This is a genomic window from Mycolicibacterium pallens (genome assembly GCF_019456675.1).
GTDB classification, from domain to species: Bacteria; Actinomycetota; Actinomycetes; order Mycobacteriales; family Mycobacteriaceae; genus Mycobacterium; species Mycobacterium crocinum.
Window position 1 is genome coordinate 4332629 of sequence record NZ_CP080333.1, and the last position, 11977, is coordinate 4344605.

15 protein-coding genes are annotated in these 11977 nt (G+C 63.8%); 6 read left to right on the top strand and 9 right to left on the bottom strand.

The window, feature by feature from the left end; translation table 11 throughout:
• The first annotated feature begins 259 nt into the window (after positions 1-259).
• Both K0O64_RS21105 and K0O64_RS21110 read left to right on the top strand, forming a co-directional pair.
• Positions 260-1486 carry a coiled-coil domain-containing protein gene (locus K0O64_RS21105; protein ID WP_225933505.1) on the top strand — a complete coding sequence of 409 codons (1227 nt, stop codon included), beginning with the start codon at positions 260-262 and terminating at the stop codon, positions 1484-1486.
• Positions 1479-1967, top strand: a complete 489-nt coding sequence (locus tag K0O64_RS21110) for a MerR family transcriptional regulator (protein ID WP_096312007.1) — start codon at positions 1479-1481, stop codon at positions 1965-1967. The genes K0O64_RS21105 and K0O64_RS21110 overlap by 8 nt, the downstream gene beginning before the upstream one ends.
• A gap of 11 nt (positions 1968-1978) precedes the next feature.
• On the opposite strand, the gene K0O64_RS21115 is transcribed toward K0O64_RS21110, so the two are convergent.
• Positions 1979-2257 carry a hypothetical protein gene (locus K0O64_RS21115; RefSeq protein WP_096312964.1) on the bottom strand — a complete coding sequence of 93 codons (279 nt, stop codon included), beginning with the start codon at positions 2255-2257 and terminating at the stop codon, positions 1979-1981.
• A 139-nt stretch (positions 2258-2396) separates the two neighbouring features.
• Here K0O64_RS21115 and K0O64_RS21120 point away from each other — a divergent pair, with 139 nt between their 5' ends.
• Positions 2397-2702 carry a hypothetical protein gene (locus K0O64_RS21120; protein ID WP_096312965.1) on the top strand — a complete coding sequence of 102 codons (306 nt, stop codon included), beginning with the start codon at positions 2397-2399 and terminating at the stop codon, positions 2700-2702.
• Positions 2699-3010: a type II toxin-antitoxin system PemK/MazF family toxin gene (locus K0O64_RS21125; RefSeq protein WP_096312008.1), complete on the top strand. Its 312-nt coding sequence runs from the start codon at positions 2699-2701 to the stop codon at positions 3008-3010. The genes K0O64_RS21120 and K0O64_RS21125 overlap by 4 nt, the downstream gene beginning before the upstream one ends.
• Before the next feature lie 135 nt (positions 3011-3145).
• On the opposite strand, the gene K0O64_RS21130 is transcribed toward K0O64_RS21125, so the two are convergent.
• From K0O64_RS21130 to K0O64_RS21165, 8 genes are all read right to left on the bottom strand, one after another.
• Positions 3146-4549, bottom strand: coding sequence for an IS1380 family transposase (locus K0O64_RS21130; RefSeq protein ID WP_096312009.1), 1404 nt, complete (start codon positions 4547-4549; stop codon positions 3146-3148).
• Positions 4465-4854: a hypothetical protein gene (locus K0O64_RS21135; RefSeq protein WP_220046548.1), complete on the bottom strand. Its 390-nt coding sequence runs from the start codon at positions 4852-4854 to the stop codon at positions 4465-4467. Before K0O64_RS21135 ends, K0O64_RS21130 begins: the two co-directional genes overlap by 85 nt.
• Complete coding sequence (locus tag K0O64_RS21140) at positions 4781-5164, bottom strand: hypothetical protein (RefSeq protein ID WP_125477475.1); 384 nt, start codon at positions 5162-5164, stop codon at positions 4781-4783. Before K0O64_RS21140 ends, K0O64_RS21135 begins: the two co-directional genes overlap by 74 nt.
• Positions 5165-5272: 108 nt before the next feature.
• Positions 5273-5530 (bottom strand): hypothetical protein, encoded by a 258-nt coding sequence (locus K0O64_RS21145; RefSeq protein ID WP_125477476.1) that lies wholly within the window; start codon positions 5528-5530, stop codon positions 5273-5275.
• 8 nt (positions 5531-5538) lie between these two features.
• The gene (locus K0O64_RS21150; RefSeq protein WP_071942658.1) at positions 5539-6597 is read right to left on the bottom strand and encodes a hypothetical protein; all 1059 of its coding nucleotides are present in this window, start codon (positions 6595-6597) and stop codon (positions 5539-5541) included.
• A gap of 30 nt (positions 6598-6627) precedes the next feature.
• Positions 6628-8466, bottom strand: coding sequence for a hypothetical protein (locus tag K0O64_RS21155; protein WP_220045734.1), 1839 nt, complete (start codon positions 8464-8466; stop codon positions 6628-6630).
• Positions 8467-8496: 30 nt separating this feature from the next.
• The gene (locus tag K0O64_RS21160) at positions 8497-8676 is read right to left on the bottom strand and encodes a hypothetical protein (protein WP_096312012.1); all 180 of its coding nucleotides are present in this window, start codon (positions 8674-8676) and stop codon (positions 8497-8499) included.
• A 354-nt stretch (positions 8677-9030) separates the two neighbouring features.
• Positions 9031-9777: a TetR/AcrR family transcriptional regulator gene (locus K0O64_RS21165; protein ID WP_164520121.1), complete on the bottom strand. Its 747-nt coding sequence runs from the start codon at positions 9775-9777 to the stop codon at positions 9031-9033.
• A gap of 433 nt (positions 9778-10210) precedes the next feature.
• Between K0O64_RS21165 and K0O64_RS21170 the strand changes: the two genes are divergently transcribed.
• Both K0O64_RS21170 and K0O64_RS21175 read left to right on the top strand, forming a co-directional pair.
• Positions 10211-11398 carry an aromatic ring-hydroxylating oxygenase subunit alpha gene (locus K0O64_RS21170; RefSeq protein WP_225933506.1) on the top strand — a complete coding sequence of 396 codons (1188 nt, stop codon included), beginning with the start codon at positions 10211-10213 and terminating at the stop codon, positions 11396-11398.
• Positions 11399-11513: 115 nt separating this feature from the next.
• Positions 11514-11975, top strand: a complete 462-nt coding sequence (locus K0O64_RS21175; protein ID WP_071942651.1) for a hypothetical protein — start codon at positions 11514-11516, stop codon at positions 11973-11975.
• Positions 11976-11977: the final 2 nt, after the last annotated feature.

Sequence of the window (11977 nt, forward strand, 5' to 3'; positions counted from 1 at the left end):
CCGCCGGTGTCAGGTAGTTCCGGACACCATGGCCCCCAGTCCGGCGCTATCAGGTAGTCGCGGATTCAGTCCTCCCACCTAGGTTCCGGGATCGGGGTCGAACGGGGGGAAGGTCACGCGTCCCGGCCCCCCCGGGTGCCGCTCACGGGCTGTCAGCCCCAACGAGCGCGCCACGCTCCGGACTTTTGTTTCGTCACCGGATTTTGTTTCGTTTTGTTTTGTTATGTCGCAATGGCGACGAAACGACTATATCGGTCGCATGGACGAGAGCGATACCGCGGAGATCCTCGACCGGGACCACTGCAGCTATCCCAGATGCACGCGGCCGCGGCGCCCGGACCCGGCTACTGGACGGCCGTCGCGCTACTGCGAGCAGTCCGATGAGGGCGGTGGGCCGGTGCATAATCGCGCGTCGGCTTTCAAGGCCCGCCGAGCGAATCATCAGAGCGTGGTAACGCTGCAGGAAGAGCCCGGGACGGCGGCGCCCGTGTCGATGGCGCGTGCGACCCTTGATCAACGGCTGGCCGAATTGCCCGGCCGTCTTGATGACATGCGAACCTACCTCGGCGAACTGGCATCGGTGGTCCAGGCTGCCCGCGACCTCGAAGCTGCCGGCGCGGAGGTCGAAGACGCGCATCGTGACGCATTGAGCAAGATCACCGAAGCCGAGCGTCGTACTGCTGCGGCCGAGCGCACTGCCCGCCTCGCAGAGGCTCGGGCCGAGCAAGCTGAGCGTGACCGGGAAGAAGCGGACGTACTCGCTGAGGAATCCGCTGCCGAGCTAGCGCGGGTGCGGGAGGAAACCCAAGTCCAGCTCGCAGCGATGCGGTCCGAAACAGACGCTGCAGTGACCAGTGCCGAACAGCAGGTAGCCCACGCAGCCGCGGAGAACGCGGATCGTCTAGCGCAGCGTGACGCGGCCGTGGAGGACGCGAGGCAGCAGGCGTCAGCGGCCCGGATGGAGGCCGCAGCAGCGCTCTCCGCGCAGCGCGCGTCCGATGCGGAAGCGGCACGCGAGCGGGATACCGCAGCCCAGCTCCGCCGCGAGGTCGACGCCGCACGCAGGGAGATGGACGACACACGCCAGCGGATGCAAGTCGAGATCGACGCTGCTCATGAAGCTACGCAGCAGGCGGTCGCCGAAGCGGCAACACTTCGCGTGGAGCTAGCCACGAGTCGCGCCGAGGCCGATAGTGCCCGCCGGTCCGCTGAACATGACCGCACCGCCCTGGAACGGCTTCGAGAGGAGACCGTCGCCGAGCGCGATGTTCTTCGCCAGGCGCACGCGGAACAGCTCGCACAGGCGCAGCGCAATGCCGACGATCGGGTGCAGGCGCTCACCGAAGCTCTCGCAGTAGCATCGGCGGCTACTGAGGCGTTACGTGGCCAACTCGCAGCTCCGACTGCGCGCACACCTGCGAAACGCTCCACACCACGCAAGAATTCAGCACGCACGCCCGCGGGAACGGACCAGGCGGGTGAGTGAGCCGCAACTGGCGAAGCTGTCGGAAGCCGCCGAGCTGTGCGGGATTCCGGCCGACGTCCTCAAGATGCTGGCCGCAGACGGGCTGCTCCCCCAGGTTGTGCGCGGCAAAGCCGGCCACGTCTACTTCCCTCGCGACACCATCCCGACATGGACGGAATGCGTCAACCTGCTCAAAGAGCAGCGCGACCGCCATCTCCGCCGTGCCGCGTCCGCACTCCGTCGCCTGGAGACCGAGCTGGAGGCGGTCCGAAACGACATCACCGAGGCCCGCGAATACCCGCAGCAGACACTCGGCATCGACATGATGAGTTTCGGCCACTGGCCCTACGACCGAATGGGATCCTCGCTCCGAGGCCAACCACTCATCACCGGCGTCCTGGAGCAATTCACCTCCGAGCGACTCTCGATCACCCGCTACCACGACGCCTACCTCGACGCGCTGGCCTCCGAGGGCCGACACCCTCGCGACGAATCACCCTGACGGGGCCGGGCTCATGCTGGCGGCGAAGCCCCAGCCGCCCCCTCCGGTAGCAGAGAACCATCGGGTCCGCGTACATACCCAGCTGGCGGTGAAAGCGGCAGCGGCACAACCACTCCCCCGGTACTTGCCGCGTACTGGGCAGCCTCGTCGGCCTCATCATCGGTAAAGACCCGCACCGCGGCGGGCCGCCCCTCGACGCGTACCAACAAGGTGAAATCAGCGACGCGCACATCGCCGGCTCGCTTGCGCGGCCCCTGCCGAACGGACAAACCGCCAACGTCATCACTCATCAGACCATTGTCGCCGCGGTGCCCGACAGCGCCGCGCAACCGCTCGCCAACCAACGACTCCGCTGGCCCGCCTATACGGCACATCTGAGCCGAGAATTACGCTTACCTATACGCTTGATAGTGGTGTAAAATGTACACCATGAGTAAGCGTGTGAGCCTCATCCTCGGCGACTCTGACGAGGCCGTGATAGCCCCGTACCTGAATCAGGGATCGCCGGCGTACGAGGTGTTGCGACACTGGGCCAGCCAGCGCGATGTCGACGACATCAAGTCGGAAGCCGCGGCGTTGAGGGCGCTGCTCCAGGCGGGCGCCGAGGCCCTCCAGGAACATGTCCTCGACGCCGGCTACGCCGAGCTGGCTACCGAGTTCAACAGCGAACCGTCCAACGCTGAGCGCCGGACCGCGCGGGACCGCTATGCGCGCCGGGGCCAGGGGCGTCAGTGAGCCGCGCGCTACGCAGCCAGGCGTACCGGGTGGACCTCGGGCATGGCACGAAGCCATGGGTCATCCTGAGCAACAACTCGCGGAACAGAAACCTCGATACCGTTCTCGCGGCACGGATTACGACTACGAGCAAGCACGCGCACGTCCCCACGGTCGTGCCGTTGACCGCGGCTGATCCGCTGGTGGGCTTCGTCTTGGTCGATGACATCGTGCAGCTGTACCACGATGAGCTGACCGAATCGTTGGGCACCTTGTCGCCATCGACCATGGCGGAGATCAGCAAGGCACTTCGAATCGCACTTCCCTAAGCCTCGATCCACTGATGGATTGGGTGGCTGTGCTGGGGGTGGCTGTTGATGGTCGACTTTGGCGGTGAGCAGGTGGTATCGGCTGGTCTGCTCCAGCTTTTCCTGTGTGCTCCGGTTGGGCCTTTCGGCAGATGATCAGGTTGATGTGGGTGCAGGTGGGCTGTATCCGATGGTGTTGCGCCACAGTGTGAGCCAGTGCTGTGCCCACGGCCAATGCTGTGGTAGGTGCAGGATCGGCCGGCGTTGGGGGCGGGCCAGTCGGGCGGGGATGGTGATGAGGCGCCGCCGCAACGTTGATCCTCGTGCGACTGCGTGGGCGCCGCCGGCGCGGATGCCGGCGGCGTGCAGCAGGTTGTGGGCGATCGCGGCGCACAGGATCCAGGCCGAGTTCGGCCCGAGGCGTCCTGAGGGCATGTGGGCCAGGGGTCCGTCGATGAGGTCGGCGAACACGGTCTCGATGATGGCGTGGCGGCGGTGGGTGATGTCGGCGGTGTCGACGGGTTCGTCGGTGTCGGTGAAGAACGGGTGATACCGCCACACCGGGAATAGTGCATCTGGGTAGCGGGCGTCTTTGACGCGGCGCACGATCAGCCGGGCGGTGACCGGATGGTTGGTGGAACCAAAAGCGGTATAGGTGGTTTCGGCGACTTCGGCGTCAGAGATCCATGCGCCGGTGTCAGGATCGCGGACGGCGCCGGGGTATTTGACCGGGGTCCAGGCATCGTCGGGAATCGAGGCGATTGCCGCAGCGACGGTGGTCGATTTGGTGAGCACGAGTGAGAACCGTGCGCCGGCACGGCGGCAGGCTGCCACGACGGTGCTGTTGCCGTAGGCGGAATCACCGCGGACCAGGATCTGGCCGGTGACCCCGGCGCCGCGGGCGGTCGCCACGGCCTGGGCGATCATGCGGGCTGCGCCCTTGCCGGAGTTGGTCTTGCCTGCGCGCAGCCGTGCCCCGGTGATCACCGGGGCGGCGGTGGCGGTGCTGATCGTTGTGATCAGTGGCGAGAGGCCTTTGCGCAGGATCTGTTTCCCGGCGATCTTGGTGTGTCCGTAGGAGGCGCCCTGTTTGGCGTGGCCGTAGACCGGGCGCAACAGTGAATCGACGTCGATGAACACCCGCTCTTCGGCGCCGGGCAACAGATCGACGCGTCGGTACAGTTCGGCCAGGTGCTCCCGCAGAACTGATTCGAGTTGTCGGGCATGGCCGAAGGTGAACTCCCGCAATAGGGTTCCGATGGTCGAGGGTGCGTACACACCGTCGAACAACGTCTTCATCCCGCCCGAGCGCACGATATCGAGGTCGTCGATACCGTCAGCGCCGGCGCACATCCCGGCGATCAGCGTCGTCAGCTTCGGCGCCGGGTTTGCCGACCCGGATTTAATTCGCGGTTCGGCGATGCGAACCTTGTCGGCCAGCAGCCTTGACAGCCCGGTCTGGGTGGCCAGTGTCATCACCGGCACCAACCCTGCACACGACACGAGATGGGCATCATCGAAGACCGCCGACGACGCGGTGAACCTGTGGGACACTTGCACCGGAAGTGCCTTTCCGAGTTGTGCCGATCGATCAGTCGAGCGATGCGGCGGCCCGTACGTTCCAGCTGCTTGAGGGTGCCGGCGGCCACGTCGGCATGCTTCATCGCCTCCTGATGAGATCGCTGGTTTTCCGCGCGCTGCTTGTCGGGCCCGACGGACAGCGCATCGGAGAAGGCGACCGAGGCTCGTAGGTCCAGCTGCCGACCAGGGTCGAACGTGGCCGCGGCGAGGTCAGCGATAATCATTGGCGTGGAGGCCGCGAACAACGGATGCGCCCCGATGTAGACCTCGTCGCCGCCCAGCATGATCTGTACGCTCTGCTCGAAGGAGCCGAGCTTGCCTGCAAAAGCTGACCAAGCTGGACGACCGCACGGTGCCGCCAGCGTCCCCGCCGAAGTACCGGCGTGCGACGCTGGAGGCTGTTCCGGGGTTGCGGATGAGCTGGTCGTGGTGTTTTCGGAAAACGGCTACCACCAGGTCGTACGTTGCGCGCCTGCGGGCATCGATCGGGTCGGTGGCGCGGAACGTTTCCCCCATCAGGTCCGAATCGCTGTACTTGTTGTGACCGACCTGCCGATTGGAATACTCATACAGCAGCATCAGATCGACGCCCATGTCCCGAATGTCGAGGCTGTAGAAGATCCGCTGCGCGTAATCCGAGACGGTGCAGTAGAACTGGTACTCGCACGCTGTGCCTAGCACCGCGATCGGGGCGCTCTGCCGCTAGTCGTGGGTAAGCACGTACTGCAGATTGTCCCAGTCGAGCGTGGCCGACGCGTGGCCGAGTTGAAGGAACGCACGCAGCGCACGGTCGTGGTAGACGGTCAGCTTGTTATCGAATTCCGAGGACTCAAATCCCTTGACGAAGTCGAGCATGTTGAGGATCACCAGCCAGAGTTCGAGCGCGTCCTTCGGCGCCGCAAACGTGTAGGTGACGTTCCCGTGGCTCAGCGGGGCCCGCTCCAGCTTCTTTTTCCGCACGTCGCGGATCACTTCGGGTTGCCCCAGAAGAGGTTTTTGTACTTGAGGTAGGCGAAGGTCCAGACTGTGTTCACGTAGATCGCGTTGAGCTCCATCACGGTGCCCCCGATGTTGCCCTTGACGACGGCGTCCTTGATGATCTCGGCGAGGTTCGAGGCGCGCAGATAGACATTCCAGTCATACGCCTTGCCTCGCGGATCGAGCTTCTTCGGGTCGGTGGAGATGCCCGCCCGGGCAGCTAGCTGCCGCGCGGCACGGGTTTTCAACGATGGCGCCTTAGCCGCGTAGCGTGCGATCGCGGCTCCCTTCATCGCCTCGGTCACCAACAGGTAGACGTTGGTGAGGATCGACTTCCCTTGCGGGGCGAGGGTCCGCAGCCCGAAGAAGATGTCGAACCGGTAGCCCGACTTATCCAGTACCGTCCGCAGCTTCTTGATCGCGGCCTTCTGCTTCTGCGTGGTGGACGTGTCCGCGGCCGCCTGATCGAGAATGTCGATCAGGGCCGCCTGCAGCGCCGCATCGAGGTCGCGGAGCTTCGCGACGAAGTCCTTCCGCTCTCGGGCGTAGGTCATGACGAAAGCGGTTTTGTAGCTCTGGGCGGCGACCGCGGAGCCGTCGGGGGTGTGCTCGTCGAAGACTGCCTGGACCGCGTCGTAGCGCTTTTGGAGGTATTGGCCGTTCCACCACTGGCCGATGACGTTGTCGTTGAGGTCCTTGATGCCGGTGTTATCCCGCGCCTCACCGGGGAACAGGATGATGTAGAGGCTGATCTGCCGATTCCTTGTCGCTCCCGACCGCATTTGTTGCTGGAACAGGTTCATCTGCCAGTACAGGTAGAGCGTCGGTAGCTGCATGATCAGCGACGCCTCGAGCGCGTCGCGGTCATCGTCGGTGGGAGAATGCCGCTCGGTCAACAGCTTGCTCAACGCATCGGATCGGGGCCAGACCACCGCCATGCAGTCGCTGTCGGCACTGCCACTTTCGGCCGGGTCGTAGTCGGCGGGATTGTCGTCGAAGGTCAGCGCGCTGTCGGCGCTGGATCCGTCGGAGTCGGATGGATCGCCCATGGGCCGCCTCTGCCTGCGCCGGCAATGCGATCAGCTGAACTGCAGCGTGTGGTCGAGCTTCACAAGGTTCGTGGGCATTCTGACCTCCCAGGGCTGCCCCACCAGAACACCGCCGGTGGCGTAGCCGATCTCGGCAGCGGACTCTCCCGCGTAGGGCGCTGCGAGAGTGATCGCTTCAGCGCCGGCCACCAACTTGATGACGTACATCGCGCCGGCGATGATGATCCGCCGGTTGACGTCCGCGCCGGTGAACAGGGTGCCGCGGCCGGTCACATCTGCGGAATCCTTGGTGACCGAGATGACCCCCACACCGTCGGCGTTGTTGTTGCCTGTTTGGCTGCGCAACTTGTCGATGATCGACAGCGTCTGCGCATCGACGCCGATGTCGTCGGCGTTGACCAGAGTGCCGTCGGTGTTCCACAGCGCGCCAGTCGAGAGATAGGTCAGCACCCCGGCCTCAAAGCCCGGGCGCACCGGCACCTGGACGCGCGCGGCGCCGGCTTGCAGGAACTGTTGGAAGACCGGGTCGGGGTCATTGAATTGAGTGATGGTCGGCCAGTCGATTTTCTTGCCCCAACAATACGGGTAGTAGAGGTAGACCATGTTGTTCCATTCGAAGCTCTGCTCAAAGGCAGCGATGTACGCCCCCTCTGCCTTAGCCTCGACGAAGTCGATCTCCGGGTAACCGAACGGCGCGACGTTGCGGTTGACGGCGTCGAATAGGTCGAACCGCTGCCCGGTCATGAGCGAGATGCAGCCCTTTTTGAGCTCTACTTGCTGCATGATCACCTTGGACTCGGGGTTCGCAGCGCTACCCGTCGGGTCGGCGGCCTGCAGCTTGGCCTCGCGGACGGCCTCGTCATATGCGCTCTTGAGGTCGTCGTAGGCGTTCATGATCGACCCGAAGGTCTTCAGCTGCCAGTCGTGGTACTTCTCGTCTGAGCGGGTGCAGAAGATCGTGACCAGCACCTCCCAGTTGTGGAAGCGCAGCGAGTTGACCGTGACTGACACCGTCGAGGTGGGCAGCAGGTCCAGTGGCACGAGCTGGTCCTGATCGGGCTCGACGTAGGTCACCTGCTGATCCTGCATCTGCACAATGACTTGGTGGATGCCCACCTGCGTTTCGCCGTAGATGTTCACGAACGCCTTCTGGGCTAGGTACCCGTCGGTGACGGGGATGTCGAATGTGTCCGACCCCAGGAGTGCATCGCCTACGGTCGGCATCGAGTCCGGCGCCTTCTTCACCCCCTGGGCGAGGACGACTGTGGGTGGCGGTGAGGTGACATCCTGGGCGCCGAACTTGCCCGCCCAGAACATGTAGTTGTCGCTGGTGATGTCGCTCGGTTGCAACGCGGTGAACGTCGCGCCGTCAGCCTGGCAGTAGCCCGGCGGGTCCGGATTGTTCGCCGTCACGCTGTCGATCGGCCGGTTGGTCATCGCATAGCGCAGGAACGCGGACGGCTCAGGGACGATGAATTCCAGCATCAGCCGCTTGCCGTAGTTGACGATCTGCGCTTCGTAGATCTTGTCGACGAATCGGTAGACGCCGACGATGTCGTCTGTGCCATCCGTGTTGTCGAAGCCGTGCCGGTTGACCTCAGTGGCCACGTGCAGCGTGGTCACCGTCCGGCTGGTCAGTGTCTGCGTCTGGACACGCTGCACGGCCTTACTGGTCACCTCCCGGGCGTAGGCGGAGGAGGTCTGGTTCGACTGCTGGGTCGAGGAGCTGCTCGACGTGTTGTAGGTCGCCGTCGCGTCAACCGAGGGGCCATACGACGCGTGAATCGTCAATCCGGCAGCCTTGCTCGCCGTGTTATTGATGACGGTTTGGGATTCCGTCTGGAGCTGAAACCGCTCGTCGATCGACAAATCCTGCTCTTTGTCGGTCGTCGTCTGGGTCTAGTCGACCTGCGTGACCTCAGTAGAGTCCTTGGTGCGGAACGACCGCGAACGCTGCTCGCTTCGGAGCACGTTCTCGATCCGCGAGATCTCACCCAGCTGGTACCGCCCGAGGGTCTGCTCTAAGACCAACAGGTCGGCGATACCGAGCACGCGCGCCTCTCCCTTGCCTGCGGGCACGGTGCTGACCAGAAGGCGCCAGCACGAGACACCTGCACATGAAAGCGTTTCACGATCCCCTTCGAGCCGAACAACCCCCGGCAACGGTACCCGCGGATCGGTTCGGCGCGTGGTCGCTGATCAGCGATCAACAGCAGTAGGGCAAAGACACGTAATAATTTTCCCAGTAGGAGGAAAACCCTGCCGCGCTCGAACATGCGACTTCTGGGCTTTGAGCCGGAATGGCTCCGCGACTCTCAATGCAGACGGTGCCGCCGTTGCACAACAAGTTAGATGCCTTTCTCGCTTTCTCGCGATCGTGTCGGGCGCCCGGTATCGGTGCTGCGGAGCCCACTTCACCGGGTACCTGACGCGTTATACCGCGATGTTCGGCGACCCTGGAGCGTCCTCCCTGCCGTCGAGAAACGGCCTACGGAGTTTGTCCAATTGCCTGCGGTCGCGGAGCAGTGACGCCAGCGTGGTCGACGCGCTGACCAAGGCGAACTCCTCGGCCGAGGCGATCTCGCGGGGAAGAAACTCTTCGCTTCGTTGTGCGTGCAGCAGTTGTTGGTGGAACCGCTTTTGCAGACCTTCGTTCAGGCTGAGTGCGGCGTAGGCCGTCATCGACGGGTCACACGGAATGAAGCTGCGATCGGCAACACCCTCGCGGATGTGTCGTTCTACGTGGTCATACAGCGCCCGGTAATCGAGCCAAAAATCGGCGAAGTCGTCGATCTGCACCTGGGCTGTCCGTTCGATGTCGTTGAAATCGAAAGGCGACAAGCACAACTGAAGGGTGTCGTAGCGCAGGAGCGTGAAAAGCTTTGTGGCTGCGCTCTTCTCGTCAGCCTCGAGTTGCGCGGCGACTTCGAGCGCTTGGCGATTCAACGCCAAAGTTGAGTGCAGGATTTCTTCTTTGCTCTTGAAGTAGTAGTAGAAGGACGACTGGGTCAGTCCTGCGGCCGTCGCTATTTCGGTGACGGTCGTGTTCGCGAAGCCACGTTGTGCGAACAGCGCGTTGGCCGTGCGAATGATCTGATCGCGCGAGGAGCCCTCGCCTTGCGCTCCCCCATTGCGTGGCCGGCCAGGACCACGCCGGGCGCGAGGGCTCACGGTGGACACGGCTCGATCTCCCTTGGTCGACGCTGCCGCCGAAGGCCGCCTCAGCAGCGAAGGCTTTTCGTGAGTGTAGCTGGTGAACCAGTCGAATGAGTTCTGCGCGAGGTGTACCTCCGCTGTTGAGCGAGGCTTGCTGGCCCATCGCAGCCTTCCCGCCCGGTTCACGGCGTTGACGACCACCTCCCGTCACGTTGCCAGAGCTGCCCGACCCGCGACCGATCGCCCCCGGCGTCGGTTTGCTCGGAATTTATTTCCAGAAGCCGCTTGGTTTTCCATGACATATGGATTATGTTGTTGATCACACAGCCCGTGGCCGCCAGGTCGCGCCTAAGCGTCAGCGAGAGGAAGAACGAGCATGGTCGAGGCGATCCGCTAACCCATCGACGCGGTCATCGAACAGATTGCGGCACAGTCGAAGCTGCCGTTGGAGCAAGCGGTGCCGCTCCCTGTGCAGGCGTACTGGGATCCAGAGTTCTACGAGCGCGAGATCGAGCAGATATTCCGTAGTGACTGGGTGTGCGTCTCGCGCGTCGAAGACGTCCCGGCGCCGGGCGACTACCTGGCAGTCGATCTCGGCGGGGAGCCGATGATCGTGGTACGCGGCCAGGACGACGTCGTGCGGGTGCTCTCACGCGTGTGCCGGCACCGCTACGTAGACCTGTTGGGCGGAAAGACCTCCCCCGACAAGCGCGCTCGCGGCTGCGCCGAGTGGTTCGAGTGCCCCTACCACTCATGGACCTACCGGCCGGACGGATCGCTGCTCAACGCACCCGAAATGCTCGAACGTCCCGATTTCGATCGTCATGACTACGGTCTGCGGCCCATCCGACACGAGATCTGGCAGGGCTTCGTCTTCGTCAACATCGACGGCCAGGCTGAGCCGCTTGACATGAGCGGCTTCGAGCAGATTCTCGACCAGTACGACTTCACCGGTTGGAAGACCGCCGACGTCGTGGACTGGGGTGAGTCGACAGTCAACTGGAAGATCATGGTGGAGAACTACGCCGAGTGCTACCACCACATCGGCATCCACAAAGAGACTCTGCAGCCGCTGTGGCCGATCGGCACGGTCGAGCTCGGCGAGCCCACCGGCCGTGATTGGTTCTACTCCCGCATGAAAGCCGGCCCTGAGACCGCATCAGGCGAAGAGGACGGTTATCTGCAGCAGCCCAGTTGGCTACCGGCCCACCCGGCATTGTCGGCCTACCAGCGCTCTCAGTCGCTGCTCATGGTCAAGTTTCCGATGTTCATGATCGTGCCTTCTCCAGACATCACGTTCTGGTTCAAGGCCATCCCCACCGGCCCCGAAACCCACCGCCTCGAGGTGGCGCTCATGGTGCCCGAGCAGCACTTCGGTGTCGAGAACTTCGAAGAATCTGTCAAGGAAGCGGCCGACTTCTTCCGCACCTTCCAGGCCGAGGACTCCAGCATCAACGAGTACGTGCAGACCACCACCCGCTCCATGAACGCGCGCGGCGGTGTTCTGCATCGGCACGAACAAGCCATCTGGCAGATGCAGAAGTACTTGGCGTGGCGCCTCGCCGGCGTCGACAGCGACGCACCTGTTGCCGACGATGACGTGGCGGCGGCCCAGGGCGCCGCGGTGTTGGCGGCGACCAGCTAGGCGACATCAAGCCTGCCGAGGCATCGCGGCAGTGCGACATCCCCAATCGAAGGCGTCGGCTTTTCGCCCGCACGCCTTATTTCACCAACCGAAAAATCGAAACTGAAGGAGCACCATGACCGACTACGACGTCACCATGACCGCCGGCGGCATTGCGCAGTGGGGCCGAGCCCTGCCGCTGCGAGGCAAGATGACCACGGTCACATTTGAGGCTGACATCATGACCAAGATCGTTCGCGACGGCGCCGAACCCGCGTACTTCCGGTCTCTGTATGTCGGCATGGATGAGGTCGACTCGGACGGCACCACCCCGCGCGGACACGGCGTGGTGCGCTTGGAGGACTACCGCACCGGCGACCTGTTGCTGGGCCATGTCGACTGGTTCATGGTCGACGGACGGGACAAGGGACAGTTCACCTTCGACGACGGAACAGGCATCTACGAAGGTGTGGCTGGCGAGGTCGCCGTCGATCTGGAGTTCTGCTCGCAGACGGCCGAGATCCCACTCAACTCCGGCGTGCCGGTCAAGGGACTCGCGCTCATCGAGGGCGCCGGCCGTCTCAGCTTGCGAGGCTGATC